Raw genomic sequence first — 16,327 nt, forward strand, 5'->3', positions numbered from 1 at the left:
GGTGGGACTTCGCGGACGGGAGCGGCCGAAGCGGTCCTCGCCCGTGTGCGATGCTGAGCCCGTGACTGACAGGCAACCGCAGGCCGCCCGAACCCGTACCGCCTCGGCGGCCGCCATCGCGCGTGCCGCCCGGGTCATCCCCGGCGGCGTGAACTCGCCGGTCCGCGCCTTCCGCGGTGTCGGCGGCGACCCGGTGTTCATCCGCGAGGCCTCCGGCGCGCGCATGACGGATGTCGACGGCAACACCTACATCGACCTGGTCGGCTCGTGGGGCCCGCTCATCCTCGGCCACGCCCACCCCGACGTCGTCGCCGCGCTCACCGAGGCCGCCGCGCGCGGCACCTCCTACGGCGCCCCGACGGTGGGCGAGATCGAGCTCGCCGAGCTCATCGTCGAGCGCACCCCGTGCGAGATGGTCCGCCTCGTGTCCTCCGGCACCGAGGCCACGATGAGCGCCGTGCGCCTCGCGCGCGCCGCCACGGGCCGCGACAAGATCATCAAGTTCGCGGGCTGCTACCACGGCCACGCCGACTACTTCCTCGCCGAAGCCGGGTCCGGGGTCGTCACGCTCGGCCACCCCGACTCGCCGGGCGTCCCGGCGGCCGCCGCCGCCGACACGATCGTCATCCCCTACAACGACATCGGCGCGGTCGAAGCGGCCTTCGCGGCCCACCCGGGGCAGATCGCGGCGGTCATCACCGAGGCCGTGCCCGGCAACATGGGCGCGATCGAACCGCTCGGCGGCTTCAACGAGAAGCTCTACTCGGTCACGCGCGCGCGCGGCGCGCTCCTGATCTCCGACGAGGTCATGACCGGTTTCCGCGTCGCCCCCGGCGGCCTCGCCGCCCCGGCCGACCTCTACACGTACGGCAAGGTCATGGGCGGCGGCCTCCCCGCCGCCGCGTTCGGCGGGCGCGCCGACCTGATGTCCCGCATCAGCCCCGCCGGGCCCGTCTACCAGGCCGGGACGCTCTCAGGGAACCCGCTCGCCGTCGCCGCCGGGCTCGCGACGCTCCGCGCCTGCGACGCAGACGTCTACCGCACCCTCGACGCGACCGCAGCCGAACTCCAGCGCATGGCCTCCGAAGCGCTCACCAAAGCCGGTGTCCCGCACTACGTCTCGGCCCCCTCGAACCTCTTCAGCGTCTTCTTTTTCAATGAGCAGAGTTTCTCGGAGGGACCGGTCCGGAACTTCGCTGACGCGAAGCGTCAGGACACCGAGGCCTACGGCGCGTTCTTCCACGCCATGCTCGAAGGCGGCGTCTACCTGCCGCCGAGCGCCTTCGAATGCTGGTTCACCTCGGCCGCGATCGACGAGGAAGCCCTGTCACACATCGAACAGGCCATGCACACCGCGGCCGAAGCCGCGGCTAAGGTGCGCTCATGAGCGGCTCCACCACCATCGTCCACCTGCTGCGGCACGGCGAGGTCCACAACCCGGACGGCATCCTGTACGGGCGCATCCCCGGTTTCCACCTCTCCGAGCTGGGACGCGAGATGGCGGTCGCCGCCGCCGAGCGCCTCGCCGGACGCGACGTCGTCCACGTCGGCGCCTCCCCGCTCCAGCGCGCGCAGGAGACCGCCGAACCGGTCGCCGCCTCCTACCGCATGGACGTCACGACCTACGACGGCCTCATCGAGGCCGGGAACTCCTTCGAGGGCCTGCGCGTCGGCGTCGGCGACGGCGCCCTCCGCGAGCCCCGCTACTGGTGGCGCCTGCGCGACCCCTTCCGCCCCTCGTGGGGCGAGGCGTACCTCGACATCGCGCGCCGCATGATGGACGCGGTCGAGCAGGCCCGCACGGCCGCCGAAGGCTCCGAGGCCGTCCTCGTCAGCCACCAGCTGCCGATCTGGACCGCCCGCCGCTTCGCCGAGCGCAAGCGCCTGTGGCACGACCCGCGCAAGCGCGAGTGCGCGCTGGCCTCGATCACGAGCTTCGTCTACGAAGGCGCGAAGCTCGCCCGCATCGAGTACTCCGAGCCCGCCGCGCACCTGGTCCTCAAGTCCGAGTCCGCTCGGAAGGCCAAGGGCGCCTGAGGATGGCCCTGCGGCGGAGGACGATGCTGGCGGCCGTGCCGCTGCTGGCCCTCGCCGCCTGCTCGGATACAGGCGGCGAGAACGCGAACCGCGTCAACGAGATCAACCGCGACAGGTTCGTCTCCGGCGACGGCTCGAACTACCGCTGGGAGGAGCCGGGCGACCGCTTCGAGGCGCCCCGCCTCACCGGTGAGGACCTCGACGGGAACCCGGTCGACACCAGCGAATGGGCCGGGAAGGTCATCGTCGTCAACTTCTGGGGCTCCTGGTGCCCGCCGTGCGTCGCCGAAGCCCCCTATCTCGTCGAGGCCGCCGCGTACTTCGCGGAGCAAAGCGAAGGCACGGGCGACGATGAGGTGCAGTTCCTCGGCGTGAACATCCGCGACTCCGCCGACCCCGCGAAGGCCTTCGAGCAGCGCTGGGGCGTCGAGTACCCGTCCCTGTCCGACGAAGCCGGCCGCGTCGCCGACCAGTTCGTCGACTACGGGCTCTCCCCGAACGACATCCCCGCGACCATCGTGATCGACGCCGAGCACCGCGTGTTCTCCATCTGGCGCGGCGAGATCGACGACGCCGAGACCCTGATCGCCGACGTCAGCAAAGCCCTGGAGCCGTCATGAGCACGCCCCCGAAGTCCGCCCTCCGCAAGGCCGCCAAGGGCGCCGTCATGGCCGGGACCGCCGCGCTCGCCGCCGTCGCGGTCGGCACGCTCGTGAAACGCCGCCTCGACGACGCCCCGCAGATTCCCTTGCCGCGCAAGGAATCCGAGTGAACCCCGCAGAGACCGCCGCCTCCGGGCCGCTGCTCCTGGCGTTCGGCGTGGCCGCGCTGGCCGGGCTCGTCTCGTTCGCGTCCCCGTGCACGCTCCCGCTCATGCCCGGGTACGTGTCCTATGTGACCGGTATGAGCGGCCAGGAGCTGTCGAAGGACCGCCGCATCGGCCGCGTCCTCCTCGGCGCCCTCCTGTTCGTCGCCGGGTTCACCGCCGTCTACACCGTCATCGTGTTCGCGCTCCAGAGCGCCGGCCGCGCCCTCCTCACCAACTCATCCACATTGGAGACCGTGGCCGGGGTCGTCATGATCGCCATGGGCCTCATGTTCATCGGCCTCATCCCCACCCGCGGCGGCTTCGCCCCCAAGTGGCGCCCCGCCGTGGGCCTCGCCGGGGCCCCGCTGTTCGGCGCGGTCTTCGCGCTCTCCTGGATTCCCTGCACCTCACCGGTGCTCGCGGCCATCACGAGCCTCGCGGTCATCCAGGACGGCACCGCCCGCGGCATCGGCCTCATGATCGCCTACTGCGCCGGGCTCGGCGCGCCGTTCGTGCTCTTCGCCGTCGGCATGCACCGCCTCGCCGGGGCCCTCGACTTCCTCAAACGCCACGGCCGCGCCATCTCCATCGCCGGGGGCGTCATGCTCACCCTCGTCGGGATCGCCCTCGTCACCGGCGCCTGGACGGAGTTCACGAACTGGCTGCGCGCCACCGTCGGCGCCGGGGTGAGCTTCCTGTGACGACCGTCCTGACCCCGCCTCCCCGCTCCAGACCCGGTGCCGCCAAACGCCTCCGGGGCTTCGCGCGCCGCTGGTGGCACCAGCTCACCGCGATGCGCACCGCGCTCCTGCTGCTCCTGGCGCTCGCGCTCGCCGCGATCCCCGGCTCGACGTTCCCGCAGCGCTCCATCAGCGCCGTCGACGTCGCCGACTACTACACGCAGCATCCCGACCTCGCGCCCTGGCTCGACCGGGTGTGGGCGTTCGACGTCTACACCTCGCCGTGGTTCTCCGCGATCTACCTGCTGCTCATGATCAGCCTCGTCGGCTGCATCCTGCCGCGCCTGGGCGTCCACTGGAAGGCCCTGCGCGCCAGGATCCCCGACGCCCCCAAGCGCATGTCGATCCTGCCCTACCACCGCACGCTCGCCGTCGAAGCGAACCAGTCGATGGCCCGCGCGGTCCTCAAGCAGCGCCGCTGGCGCACCACCGTGCGCGAAGCCGAGGACGGCACCGTCACGATCAGCGCCGAGAAGGGCTACCTGCGCGAGACCGGGAACCTCCTGTTCCACACCAGCGTCATCTTCATGCTCGTCGGCGTCGCCGTCGGCAGCTTCATGAGCTGGTACGGCAACCGCATCCTCTCCGAGGACAAGTCCTACTGCAACAACCTGCAGCAGTACGACGAGTACGGCCTCGGCGCATGGGTCGACGAGACCGACCTGCCCCGGTTCTGCCTCACCCTCGACGAGTTCGACGCCGAGTTCACTAACGGCGGCCCCACCGCCTACGACGCCGCCGTCGCCTACGAGACCGGTGGCGAGACCGGCGACTACGCCCTCGAAGTCAACCACCCCTTGAACATCGACGGCACCAACGTCTTCCTCATCGGCCACGGCTACACCGCCGTCGTCACCTACACCGACCGCTACGGCCAGACCCAGACCCTCCACCAGGAGTTCCTGGCGATGGACGCGTCGATGAACTCCGAGGGCGCGTTCAAGTTCCCCGACGTCAACTACAACCCCGAGACCGGGGCTGTCGACGAGGACGCCGAGGTCGGGTTCGACGCGATCCTCGTGCCCACCTACGACGACACCGGGATGCTCCTGGGCACCGACCCCGAGCTGAACAACCCCGTGCTCGCCCTCACCGCCTACACCGGCGACCTCGGCCTCGCCGACGGCCAGCCCGAATCGGTGTACGCGGTCAACGAGGCCCAGATCGCTTCGGGGAACCTCGAACAGGTCAACGACCAGGTCGAGGTCATCGGCGTCGGCGACGCCATGACCCTCCCCGACGGCTCCACCCTCACCTTCGACGGCGTCGAGCAGTACGCCGTCCTCCAGGTCCGCCACGACCCGGGCGGCCCCGTCGTCCTCGCGGGCGCGATCCTCCTCCTGGGCGGCCTGCTGCCCGCGCTCGCGGTGCGCCGCAGGCGCTTCTGGATCCGGTGGAACCCCGACGGCAGCGTCGAGACCGCCGGGCTCAACCGCAACGACTACGACGGCCTCGACGAGGAGTGCGACGAGCTCACCGCATCGATCGCGCCCGGCCACGAGCCGCCGCAAGCATCCGAATCCGACGACTCGATCGGGAGCCGACAATGACCGGGGCCGAAGCCGCGAACGCGCTGTTCGTCGCCACCATCCTCCTCTACGCGGGCGCCATGTTCGCGTACGCCGTGGAGTACGCCTTCGACAAGCGCGCTCCCAAGCGCGCCGAGCAGCTCGCCGCGGTAGGTGCCGACAGCGCCACCGCCGATCTCGACAGCGCTGCCGTGCAGAACGACTCGCCGATCAGCCCCGCCGCCGCGCGCGGCGCGGGCCGCCTCGGCCTCATCCTCACGTACCTCGGCACGGCGGCGCTCGCGGCCAGCATCGTCACCCGCGTCGTCTACACCGGACGCTGGCCGTGGGGCAACATGTTCGAGTACACCGTCGGCGTCGCGCTGGCGAGCATGGTCACCTGGCTGATCCTCGTCTCCCGGGGGAGCGTCCCGCGCCGCCTCGGGCTGTTCGCGACGTTCGCGGCGACGATGGTCCTCGGCACGTCCGTGCGGGTCTACACCGAGGCCGGGCCGCTCGTCCCGGCCCTGGACTCCTACTGGATCGTCATCCACGTGACGGCCGCGATCGCCTCCGCGGGCATCCTCCTCATCGGCTGCGTCTTCGCGATCCTGCACCTGGTCAAGCGCCGCTACGACCGCCAGGTCTCCGACGGCAGGCCGATCCGCTTCCCGCTCAACATCGCCGAGCGCCTGCCCGACGCGACCGCCCTGGAGCGCTTGACGTTCAAGATCCACGTGTTCGCGTTCCCGCTCCTGACCTTCGGCATCTTCGCGGGCGCCGTGTGGGCCCACTTCGCCTGGGGCCGCTACTGGAACTGGGACCCGAAGGAAGTGTGGGCGTTCATCGCCTGGGTCGTCTACGCCGCCTACCTGCACGCCCGCGTCTCGGGCCGCAGCGCCAAGGCCAACGCGCCGTGGATCGCGATCCTCGGCTACGCCGTGATGCTGTTCAACCTGACCGCCGTGAACCTCGTCTTCGGCGGCCTGCACTCCTACGCGGGCGTCTGACCCGACCGGGTTCCGGGCGCCGCGACTGCGCTGCGTGACGACCCCTATATATAAGGCATAGAACGGGAACGGGCGCCCTCCATAAGGAGGGCGCCCGTTCCCGCTGCTTGACGTGCGGGAGCAGCTAGCGGCGCGGCGTCTGGCGCGGCGCGATGTCGAAGTGCTCGGCGGTGCGCTCCAGGTCCGCCTGCTGGAACGAGCGCTGTCCGCGGGCGCCGGGTCGGTCGGGGACGATGAGCGGGCCGTCGTGGCTGCCCACCGGCGCCTGGATCGGGGCCGTCCGCTGGTCCGGCACGTGCCCCTGCGCCCGCTCGCTCTTGTTGCGGACCCGCCCGGCCCGGTTGCCGCCCTGGCGGTTCTGGTTCGGCTGCGGGCCGCGGAGCTTGTCCACCGGGATCGCGCCGGTCGACGTCGGGAGCACCTCTTCGTCGACGACCTCGATGCCGAGCTGGTCCCGCTTGGTGACCATCTTCGGCTGGGTCCCCATGAGCGCGAACAGGAGCACGATGATGCCGATGGTCGCGACGCCGAGGATCGGCAGGATCAGCATGATCGGGTCGATGCCCGACACCGTGTTCCGGCCCCCGTCGGCCAGGTCCACCCGGACCCCGGCCATACCGGTGAAGTGCATGGAGCAGATCGCGATCGCCATGATGATCGCCGCGCCCGACTGCCAGCGCCACCCGTCGAGGTACATGCCGCAGAACAGGGCCGCCGTCGCCGCCACCACCGCGATCGCCACCGAGGCGATGAAGTAGGTCTGCTCGTGCCAGATCCGGCCCGAGACGTTGATCGCGGCCATGCCCGAGTAGTGCATGATGACGACGCCGATGCCGGTGATCGGCCCGGCCATGAGGATCTTCGCGACCGTGTTGCGCCGCCCCGTCCCGGCCACGAGCAGGCCGAAGAACACGGCGCCGATCGAGGCGACGAGGCTCAGGAACGTCTTGAGCGGGTCGTAGCCGATGTCGGAGTCGATGACTTTGAACCCGATCATGGCGGTGAAGTGCATCATCCAGATCGCGGTGCCGCCCAAGGCGAAGGCCGCCAAGGCGATCCACCGGATGCGCTTGCGCGCCGCCTTCACCGTGGCGTCCTGGCGGCGGGCCTGCGTCATGCACATGAGCGCCAGGATCGAACCCGCGAATGCGAATCCGAAGGCCATGATGGGATTGATCCAGCCGTACGTGAAGTGACTGACGTGTTCCATCCGTGGTCTTCCTCCCCGGGCTCGGCCCGTATCCGGAATATCGCGCTTGAGGTGCGAGCGCGATACGAAACTTATACGACTACTGTCCGGCTGCGTCCGCAAGACGGACAGTTGCACTAGGACGGTCATTTCGGTCAGCGTTATGGTCTTGTGAGCTCGAATCGTCCGCGAGCGAGTCGAGCCCCGGGGACGCCAGGACGCCGAACACCATGCCGACGATCGCGATCATCGCGAGGATGAGGATCGGCAGGAGCAGCACGAGCGGGCTGATGCCCGCGACGTCCTCGCTCGGCGGGCCCTGGACTTCGACCGCCGCCATCCCGGTGTAGTGCATGCCGACCACCGCGACGCTCATGACCGCGGCGGCGAGCGCCATCGTGCCGCGCCGGTCGACGACGGCCGTGAACCGCAGGGCCACCGTCGAGGCGACCACCGCGACGACGGCCGAGGCCGCGACCAGCACCGGGTCGTACGCGACCCGGCCGCCGGTCGCGACCGCGGCCATGCCCGTGTAGTGCATCCCGACTACGCCCGCGCCGCACACCAGTCCGCCGAGGATCAAGCGCGGCCAGCCAGCGCGCTTGCCGCCGGACACGAACAGCCCGATACCGACCGCCGCGACCGCGAGTGCGAACGAGGCGGCGGTGAGCCCGGGGTCGTAGGCGAGGTCGGCGCCGGTGACGGTGAAGCCGACCATCGCGATGAAGTGCATCATCCAGATGCCGACCCCGCCGATGGCCAGTGCGGCCAGCAGGGTCCAGCGGAGGCGCCCGCCAGCGGTGGCGGCGGCGCGGGCGTAGCGGGAGGCCGACAGGCCGAGGAAGGAGCCGGCCGCGGCGAAGGCGAGGCCCATCACGGGGTTGAGCCAGCCGTAGGTGAAGTGGTGGTGCTCGAGCGTCGAGGCGAGCACGTCGTTCAGTGGCAGGGTGTTCAGCGGCATTGTCATGGGGTTGCCTCCTGAGGAAGGTCGTGGGTCAACCGTGCCCAATGGAGGGCGAAGTGTGTCGCACAGGCTGTGCGAGTCGGGTCGCGGCCTGAGGGCGCTATGGGGGATCTGTCCCCCGTACGTGTCCGGGGGAACGCGCTCGGTGAATGGACTAAGGTGGCGAAACGGTCAACACGAACCGTGCTCGCATCACTGCGGTTCGTGTGCGACCGGCCGGTAAGGTCCACGGGACGGGACCCGGCCGACCGGAGCGGGGGTTGTCGGCCAAACGGTTCGTCTTAGCGGCCGAACGGCCGAATACCGCATACGCATGTGTCCGAAAGATCAGTGTATCTTCGGATTCGCCCTGCAACCCGGTGGCATACGCGGGCGTCTTCAGTACTCCAGTACGCCCCTGGATTTCGCCGCCCGCATTCGTCATGATGGAATCTGCTGGGCTTCACATGCCGCCCCCGCCACCCCGGCGGCAGGACGGCAGCCGACTCGACACGTCGGCCCGAGACCGATCCCGCCCGGCCCGGGCCCTTCGGTCTGACACAGAGGACCACCCCAGGAGGCTAGACAAGGTGAGCAAGCGCAGCTCGAACCGTGCGGGTTCAGCGGCTCGACGAGGACCGCTCGGCCTGCCCCGTATCGCCGACATGCGAATCCGGTCCAAGCTGGGACTGATCCTCCTGGTGCCCCTCGTAGTCCTGGTGGCCGTCGCCGGCCTCCGCCTCTACGACCTCTCCGACCGCGTGTTCGAGTCCAACGACATGGTGGACCTCGTCGAGTTCAACACCGACGTGGCCGCCCTCAGGTACGAGCTCCAGCGAGAGCGGTCCCTCCTCGTCACCCACCTCCGCCTCGACGGCGAGCACGTGGCGGGCATCGACAAGACCCTCTACGACGAGTCCAACGTCGCCGCCCAGCAGAGCGACACCGACGCCGCGTACGACCAGTTCAACGAGAAGGCCGGCCAGCTCCCGAACCTCTCCGACGACATCGCCAACCGCATCGACGCCGTCCAGACCCAGTACGAGAGCCTCCTCCAGATCCGCGAACAGGCCGTCAACGACGCCCAGGAAGCCTCGATCGACGCCACCTCCCGCGTCTACCAGCGACTCGTCGCCGAACTGGTGACCATCACCGACATCTCCTCGCGCATCGTCAACGACCCCGACATCGCCCGGAACCTCCAGGCCATCGCCGCCGCCACCACCATCCTCGAGACCCTCGAGGAAGAGCGCGCGATCGCCATCAACGTCGGCAACGGCCGCGAGTTCATCAACAACACGCGCTGGCAGAACTTCATCTCGTACGCGTCGCTGCGCGAGACCGCCGAAGCCGAGTTCAAGACCGTCGCCAACCGCGACGAGCAGCTCGCGTTCTTCTTCAGCAAGGGCGGCCTGAACACCAAGGAGGCCCAGGCGGCCCTGGAGTTCGAGAACGACGCCGTCGCCGCGAACACCACGAACAAGCTGGAGGTCAACTCCGAGGTCATCGCCTCCTACGACGCGATCCTCGAGAACGGCCTCACCTACATCCAGGACCAGTCCGAAGAGGTCCTCGACGAGGCCGGGAACGACCGCGACGCGCTGATCTTCCGACTGCTCCTGGAGTCCGTGCTCATCCTCGCGGCGTTCGTCGTCGCCACCGTGATCGCCCTGCTCATCGCCCGCAACATGGCGACCGGCCTGCGGCGCCTGCGCGAAGGCGCGCTCGACGTCGCCCACGTGTCGCTGCCCCAGGCGGTGGCGCAGATGAGGGACGCCGAGACGATCGGCAACCGGACCCCGGACGAAGTGGCCGCCGAGACCGGCGCGGTCATCGACATCGACCAGCGCGACGAGATCGGCAACGTGGCGCACTCGTTCAACATCGTCCACACCGAGGCCATCCGCATCGCGGCCGAGCAGGCCGCCCTGCGCGCCAACGTCTCCCAGATGTTCATCAACCTCGCCCGCCGCTCCCAGAACCTCGTCGACCGGCTCATCGGCCACCTCGACCACCTGGAGCGCGGCGAGGAGAACCCGGACCGCCTGGCCGAGCTGTTCCAGCTCGACCACCTCGCGACCCGCATGCGCCGCAACGACGAGAACCTCCTGGTGCTCGCCGGCGCGGACTCCACCCGCCAGGAGCGGTACCCCGCCCCGATCGGCGACATCCTGCAGGCCGCCCAGTCCGAGGTCGAGCAGTACACCCGCATCGAGTTCGGCAACCTCGAAGCCGAGCGGGAGATCCGCCCGGCCGCCGTCAACGACCTCGTGCACCTCATCGCCGAGCTCATGGACAACGCGACCGCGTTCTCCCCGCCGGAGTCCCCGGTCCTCGTCGAGGCCGAGCAGATGCGCACCGCCGAGAGCCCCCAGGGCGCGATCCGCGTGCGCATCAACGACATCGGCATCGGCATGCCCCCCGGGCAGATCGAGGACATCAACCGCCAGATCTCGGACTCGGTCGACGCCATCGACCTCGCGTCCTCGCGCATGATGGGCCTGGTCGTGGTCGCCCGCCTCGCCAAGCGGCACGACGTCCGCGTCGAACTGCGCCCCGGCGAGCAGCGCGGCACCGTCGCCGAGGTCATCCTGGGCGAAGCAGTCCTCACCGACCCGAAGCTCCCCGAGCGCGGCCTGCGCTCCGGGGTGCCGCTCGCTGGGCTCGACACCGGGGACACGTTCTCCCTCGAAGGCCGCGACAACACCCCGCGCGGCGCGCTCGGCATGAACTCCGGCGCGCTCCCGCAGGTCCCCGAGAGCCCCGCCGGCCTGTTCGACACCGTCGCCCAGCCCGGCCCGCAGTCGCCGCCCCCCGCGCAGCCGCAGCCGATGTGGCAGCCCAGCGCCCCGCAGGTGCCCTCGCGCCCGCCGGTGCCGCAGCCCGCCGAGCCCATGACCGGCGAGCACACGCTGCACCGCAACCAGACCGGCGCGATCCCCACCCACTTCCCGCCCGCCGCAGAGGAAGAGCCGGGCTTCATGTTCCGGCCCGGCGGCCTCGCCGAAGAACGCCGCTCCGGCGGCAAGGTCATGGAAGTGACCGGCGAGATCGTCTCCTCCGAGCACGTCGCACTCCCGAAGATCCAGCTCGAGGCGTTCACCCCCGAGCCGGAGCCGGTCCCGCCCTCGTGGCCCGACGCGGCCGCCGCGCCCTCGGGCACGGAGGCCCCCCGCGCCGCCAAGAAGGACCGCGTGTCCGCCCTGGACGCGACCACCGAGCTCCCGATCTTCCGCGAGGTCGAGTCGGCCTGGTTCAAGGCCGTCACGCCCGCCCCCAAGAAGGTCGAGGAGGACGCGCCCGCGCTCGGTGCCGCAGCGGCGACCGCCGACACCTCGTCCTTCCGTACGGCGGAGGCGGCACCCGCAGAGGTGGCGCAGGCATCCCCGCCGCGCTACGCTGACCAGTCAGAAGCGGTCGAGTCCCCCGCCCCGGCTTGGGAGGCGGCGCCGCCCACCCCTCCGCAGCCCACGGAAGGCTCGACGCCCATGCAGAGCAAGCCCGCCGACGAGCACTCGTCCGCTCCGGGCCCCGAACGTCGCCGCCTCACCTCCCCTGAAACCGAGTCGGGCTCCTACGCCTGGCGCACGGCCGCCGACGACGGCTGGTCGCGGGTGGACAACGCCTTCGCCGAGACCGTCCCCGCGGAGACGACCTCGGCGGGACTTCCCATGCGCCGCCCCATGGAACGCCTGCTTCCCGGGGCCGTGGAGGAATCTCAGGAGACCGTCAGCGCGCAGAAGCGCAACCCCGAGGGCATTCGGGGCCTGCTGTCGGCCTATCACCGTGGGGTGCAGCGAGGACGTGGCAATGACGGTAACTGAGTCGCTGAACCGCAACACGGAAGACGCTACTAAGGAGCGCAAACGATGAGCACTGGTGGAACCTCGGTCCAGGACCTGGGCTGGCTGCTGGCCGGCTTCGCCGAACGCGTGCCGGGCGTGGCCCACGCCGTCGCGGTCAGCGCCGACGGTCTGCTGCTGGCCTCCTCGCGGGACCTGCCGCGGGACCGGGCCGACCAGCTGTCGGCCGTGACCTCGGGCATGGTGAGCCTCACCCAGGGCGCTTCCCGGGTCTTCGAGGGCGGCTCCGTCCTCCAGACGGTGGTCGAGATGGACCGCGGCTTCCTCTTCGTCATGTCCATCAGCGACGGCTCCTCGTTCGCGGTGCTGGCCTCGAAGAACTGCGACGTGGGCCAGGTCGGCTACGAGATGGCCCTCCTGGTCGACCGGGTCGGCCAGGCCCTGACCCCTTCGGCCCGAAGCTGATCCGGCCGCCCTCGCCGCCGCGATTGGCGGATGCGGGTACGGCACGGTAGGCTCCACTCGAGCGGGACAGCCACGGCCCGGAGCCGTGAATGCGCATTGCACGAGTGGGACGAACTGAACACCAAACCCCTCCGTCGCGTCCCCAGGCGACGGGCCGGTGCCTCCCCTGGCACCCGGTACATGGATAACTGACATGACTGCGGCACAAGGATTGTGGGATCTGCGAGCCGCGGTTGGAGGTAGTAATGGTCCTCGGTGGTGATGAGCCGACCGGCTCACTCGTCAGACCGTATGCGGTCACTCGCGGCCGCACGCGGCCCCAATTGGAGATCGCCCTGGAGGCGCTGGTGGAGACCACCGCCCGCGGCCGGTCCGGGCAGTTCCTCGGCGGCCGGGAGCAGAAGGTGATCGTCAACCTGTGCGGCGGGCGCCTCCAGTCCCTCGCCGAGATCGCCGCACGCATGGAGGTGCCGCTCGGCGTCGCCCGCGTGCTGGTCGCCGACATGGCGGCCGACGGTCTGCTGGCAGTGCACGAACCCACCGGTATCGACGCGGACGGCGGCGACGGATCGGTCGGAACCGAGCTCCTTGAGCGTGTCCTCAGTGGACTCAGGAGGCTATAGAACCCAATGAACGCACCCGCAGACACCTCTCGTGTGACCTCTGCCAAGATCGTCATCGCCGGCGGCTTCGGCGTCGGCAAGACGACCTTGGTCGGATCGGTCTCCGAGATCACTCCGTTGACGACCGAGGCGATCATGACCTCCGCCTCGGAGGGCGTCGACGACAACAACCTGGTGCCCGACAAGCAGACGACCACGGTGGCGATGGACTTCGGTCGTATCACCATCGACCAGGACCTCATCCTGTACCTGTTCGGCACCCCCGGCCAGACCCGTTTCTGGTTCATGTGGGACGAGCTCGTGCGCGGCGCGATCGGCGCGATCGTCATGGTCGACACCCGGCGTCTCGCCGACTGCTTCTCGGTCATCGACTTCTTCGAGCACCGCAAGCTGCCCTACCTGGTGGCCGTGAACTGCTTCGACGGCAAGCAGCTCCACGACCTCAACGACATCCGCGACGCCCTGCAGATCTCGCACGACGTCCCCGTGATGTACACGGACGCCCGCAACCGGGAGTCCACCAAGCAGGTGCTCATCAAGCTCGTCGAGTACGTGCTCTCGATGCGCCGCACGCGCACCGTCGGCGTCCACTAGCTGCCCACAAGCGGACGCACGACCGTCTAGGCTGACCCATCTCCCTGGACCATACGCCGAAGGGGCCCAAGGCATCCAAGCCTTGGGCCCCTTCGGCGTCCCCGGATGTGCAGGTCGGTGTCGTACCCGTATGGGAGAGTCGTCTCAGCCCAGAGCAAAGGGAGGCCCGTCATGACCAAGTTCCTGATCTCGTTCCCCAGCGACGCCATGGTGTTCCCCGAGGAGGAGTTCCAGGCGGTGTCCGACGACTCGCACGCCGTCATCGAAGAGGCCAAGGCCGCCGGCGTGTACGTCTTCGGCGGAGGGCTCAACGAGGCCGTCGCGCCGGTGCTCGTCGCCGCTGACGGCACCGTCACCGAGGGCATGCACCCCGGCCATGAGGTGCCCTACGGCGGCTACTGCGTCCTCGAGCTGCCCACGCGCGAAGCGGCGTTCGCGTGGGCCGCGAAGATCGCCGCCGCCTGCCGCTGCGCGCAGGAGGTCCGCGAGTTCGGGTACGACCCCGCCAGCTGAACCCCGAAGGGCCCTTTCCCGTTGCCTCAGATGACCTTCGGGATCGAACCCGTGTTCGTCAGGGCCTCGTTCAGCAACGGGCCCACCTGCATCGTGAACTGGCCGAGCTCATAGCCCAGCTGCTCGCGGTCGCACTGGGAGACGGCCAGCAGCGTCAGGCAGATCTGCGGCCCGACCGGGGCCGCCAGGAGCACGCCCTCGGCCATCTCGACGATGACCTGCTGCGTGGGGCCGTGGTCCATGGACCGGCCCGCGCCCTCGCCCATCGACAAGAGCCCGGACCCGATGCCCGCCAACTGGTCCGCGCGCTCCTTAGGAAGCCCGGCGGACACGGCGAGCGGCAGGCCGTCGACGCTGACGAGGACGGCGTGCGAGAGCCCGGGGGTGCGGGCCACGAGCGAACCCAGCAGCATGCTCAGGGAACGCTCGTAGACACCGAGGTTGGCGCTCATCGGGTCGCCATCCGCTCATTGCGGGCGGGGGCACCGGGACGGCCGCCCCGGGCGCGGCCCCAGCCCTTGAAGTAACCGGCCGTGTTCTGGGCGAGCAGCTCCGGGTCGCGGTCGATCGGCTCGTCGAAACGCGGGTGCTCGTCGGCGACCACCGCGCCCGGCACCAGGTTCGCCTGCGGCTTGCGCCGCGGCAGCCCCGTGGGTGTGGTCGGCTCCTCGGTCTCCGGCGCCTCGGTGACGTGGCGGGCCGTGCGCCAACCGTCGTCGCCCGGGAGGTTCCACGACTCCGGTTCGGACTCTTCGCCTTCGGGCCGCTTGAACCAGGCACTGCGGGCCTCGCCGAGGATCATGAGCCCGTCGTCGTCGGCCATGAGGCTCGCGACATCGACGATGTGCACATCGTCCTTCGGCTGCCACGGGTGCTTGCGCGGTTCCGGATCCGGCTGGCGCATGCCCTCGGACTGGAACGCGTCGGCCAGCGCCGGCCGCGGCCCCGGCGAGGGCCGCTCGGGCAGGTCCGACTGCGGCAGCTCGGCGGGCTGGGCCCGCCGGCGCCTGCGGATCGAGCGGGTGTGGCTCTCGCCGTCCACGGGCATCTGCGACTGCACCATCGACTCCGGGATCACCTGCGTCGCTTCGAGATCGACGACGGAGTGCAGCTGCGAGGCCGGGTCCAGTGCGCGCAGGCTCTGCCGGTCGGGGAGGTCGCCGGGGAGGCGCACGGTGGTGTGCGTGTCGTGGCCGTGGCGGCTCGGGCCGCGGTCCTCGTCGTCGTCCTCGTACTGCGCGCGCGGGGGCGGGCCGTCGAGGCGGGGGCGCTTGGCCTGCAGGAGGCCGATGAGGCCCTCCAGCGAGCGGTCCCACGCGGAGATCGCGGCGGCGGTCGCGGAGACCGAGGGCGCGACGGACGGGTCGTCGCCGCCGCCGAGTTCGCGGATCGCCTCGGTGAGGGCTCCGGCCATGGCCGCGACCTGGCCGGGGTCGGCGACGGTGGCGAGGTCGGCGGCGAGCTCTTCGGTCGAGATCGACTGGAGCGCACCGGGCTGGGGGAGGCGGGTGAGGATGGCGACGGCGCTGGCCTCGCTCGGGTCGTCCCAGGCGGCGAGGGCGGCGGGGAACACGGCCCGCAGGAGGCATGTGAGGGCCTCTGCCGCGTCGTGGCGGGCCCTGGCGGCCGAGGCCACGGTGTCGAGGATGGGGCGCAGAGCGTTCATCTCAGGGCGCGCGGCGTAGGGCTGGCCGGAGACCTCGCCGGTGGCCATGCCGCGGGCCATGGCGATGGCGTCGTCGAGGGCGTCTTTGGAGCGCGAGGCGGGGCTGGTGGAGCGGATGACGAGCTGCCCTGCGGCGGCGGCGAACTCGGCGAGCTGGACGACGTCGCCGTCGACGGCTACGGAGACCGACTGGCCGGGCGCGGAGCGCGCGAGGAGGCTGTTGAGGCGGACCCAGCCGCGGGGGTCGTCGCCGAACGTGTCGGTGGCGATGAGGCTGCCGCCGGCGGCGACGAGCGCGACGGCGCAGGCGGTGTCGCCTTGTCCGGCTCCTGCTACCTGCTGGTCGATGGTGATGCCGCAGAACACTTGCACCCGCGGGGCTCCTCTCGTAGGGCGCGCCCGGACGGGCGCCGGCCCCTGTCGGCGGG

16 protein-coding genes are annotated in these 16,327 nt (G+C 70.5%); 12 read left to right on the forward strand and 4 right to left on the reverse strand.

What is annotated here, in order from left to right; translation table 11 throughout:
- Positions 1–61 precede the first annotated feature (61 nt).
- The 7 genes from hemL to ccsB are packed head-to-tail and all read left to right on the forward strand — an operon-like array spanning position 62 to position 6,103.
- The gene (hemL, locus tag ACZ60M_RS19610; RefSeq protein WP_465420022.1) at positions 62–1,387 is read left to right on the forward strand and encodes a glutamate-1-semialdehyde 2,1-aminomutase; all 1,326 of its coding nucleotides are present in this window, start codon (positions 62–64) and stop codon (positions 1,385–1,387) included.
- Positions 1,384–2,037, forward strand: coding sequence for a histidine phosphatase family protein (locus ACZ60M_RS19615; RefSeq protein WP_465420024.1), 654 nt, complete (start codon positions 1,384–1,386; stop codon positions 2,035–2,037). Before hemL ends, ACZ60M_RS19615 begins: the two co-directional genes overlap by 4 nt.
- A 2-nt stretch (positions 2,038–2,039) precedes the next feature.
- Entirely contained in the window at positions 2,040–2,657 is a 618-nt protein-coding gene (locus ACZ60M_RS19620) for a TlpA family protein disulfide reductase (RefSeq protein ID WP_465420025.1), read from the forward strand.
- A complete protein-coding gene (locus ACZ60M_RS19625; RefSeq protein ID WP_465420027.1) occupies positions 2,654–2,809 on the forward strand; it encodes a hypothetical protein in 156 nt (51 codons plus the stop codon). The genes ACZ60M_RS19620 and ACZ60M_RS19625 overlap by 4 nt, the downstream gene beginning before the upstream one ends.
- Positions 2,806–3,546: a cytochrome c biogenesis CcdA family protein gene (locus tag ACZ60M_RS19630; RefSeq protein WP_465420029.1), complete on the forward strand. Its 741-nt coding sequence runs from the start codon at positions 2,806–2,808 to the stop codon at positions 3,544–3,546. Before ACZ60M_RS19625 ends, ACZ60M_RS19630 begins: the two co-directional genes overlap by 4 nt.
- The gene (gene resB / locus ACZ60M_RS19635; RefSeq protein ID WP_465420031.1) at positions 3,543–5,135 is read left to right on the forward strand and encodes a cytochrome c biogenesis protein ResB; all 1,593 of its coding nucleotides are present in this window, start codon (positions 3,543–3,545) and stop codon (positions 5,133–5,135) included. The genes ACZ60M_RS19630 and resB overlap by 4 nt, the downstream gene beginning before the upstream one ends.
- A complete protein-coding gene (gene ccsB / locus ACZ60M_RS19640) occupies positions 5,132–6,103 on the forward strand; it encodes a c-type cytochrome biogenesis protein CcsB (protein ID WP_465420032.1) in 972 nt (323 codons plus the stop codon). Before resB ends, ccsB begins: the two co-directional genes overlap by 4 nt.
- 124 nt (positions 6,104–6,227) lie before the next feature.
- On the opposite strand, the gene ACZ60M_RS19645 is transcribed toward ccsB, so the two are convergent.
- Positions 6,228–7,313 carry an MHYT domain-containing protein gene (locus ACZ60M_RS19645; RefSeq protein WP_465420034.1) on the reverse strand — a complete coding sequence of 362 codons (1,086 nt, stop codon included), beginning with the start codon at positions 7,311–7,313 and terminating at the stop codon, positions 6,228–6,230.
- Positions 7,314–7,392: 79 nt separating this feature from the next.
- Positions 7,393–8,259: an MHYT domain-containing protein gene (locus ACZ60M_RS19650; RefSeq protein WP_465420035.1), complete on the reverse strand. Its 867-nt coding sequence runs from the start codon at positions 8,257–8,259 to the stop codon at positions 7,393–7,395.
- Positions 8,260–8,900: 641 nt separating this feature from the next.
- Here ACZ60M_RS19650 and ACZ60M_RS19655 point away from each other — a divergent pair.
- The 5 genes from ACZ60M_RS19655 to ACZ60M_RS19675 all read left to right on the forward strand — a co-directional run bounded on the left by ACZ60M_RS19655 (position 8,901) and on the right by ACZ60M_RS19675 (position 14,233).
- Positions 8,901–12,059, forward strand: a complete 3,159-nt coding sequence (locus ACZ60M_RS19655) for a sensor histidine kinase (protein WP_465420036.1) — start codon at positions 8,901–8,903, stop codon at positions 12,057–12,059.
- Between the two features lie 45 nt (positions 12,060–12,104).
- Complete coding sequence (locus ACZ60M_RS19660; protein ID WP_465420038.1) at positions 12,105–12,503, forward strand: roadblock/LC7 domain-containing protein; 399 nt, start codon at positions 12,105–12,107, stop codon at positions 12,501–12,503.
- A gap of 245 nt (positions 12,504–12,748) precedes the next feature.
- Positions 12,749–13,126, forward strand: a complete 378-nt coding sequence (locus ACZ60M_RS19665) for a DUF742 domain-containing protein (protein WP_465420040.1) — start codon at positions 12,749–12,751, stop codon at positions 13,124–13,126.
- A gap of 6 nt (positions 13,127–13,132) precedes the next feature.
- Positions 13,133–13,720, forward strand: coding sequence for a GTP-binding protein (locus ACZ60M_RS19670; protein ID WP_465420042.1), 588 nt, complete (start codon positions 13,133–13,135; stop codon positions 13,718–13,720).
- Positions 13,721–13,891: 171 nt separating this feature from the next.
- Positions 13,892–14,233 (forward strand): YciI family protein, encoded by a 342-nt coding sequence (locus ACZ60M_RS19675; protein WP_465420044.1) that lies wholly within the window; start codon positions 13,892–13,894, stop codon positions 14,231–14,233.
- Between the two features lie 26 nt (positions 14,234–14,259).
- On the opposite strand, the gene ACZ60M_RS19680 is transcribed toward ACZ60M_RS19675, so the two are convergent.
- Both ACZ60M_RS19680 and ACZ60M_RS19685 read right to left on the reverse strand, forming a co-directional pair.
- Complete coding sequence (locus tag ACZ60M_RS19680) at positions 14,260–14,685, reverse strand: roadblock/LC7 domain-containing protein (protein WP_205328069.1); 426 nt, start codon at positions 14,683–14,685, stop codon at positions 14,260–14,262.
- Positions 14,682–16,271, reverse strand: a complete 1,590-nt coding sequence (locus ACZ60M_RS19685) for a hypothetical protein (protein ID WP_465420046.1) — start codon at positions 16,269–16,271, stop codon at positions 14,682–14,684. The genes ACZ60M_RS19680 and ACZ60M_RS19685 overlap by 4 nt, the downstream gene beginning before the upstream one ends.
- Positions 16,272–16,327 lie beyond the last annotated feature (56 nt).

Source organism: Glycomyces sp. NPDC050141, from assembly GCF_055586545.1.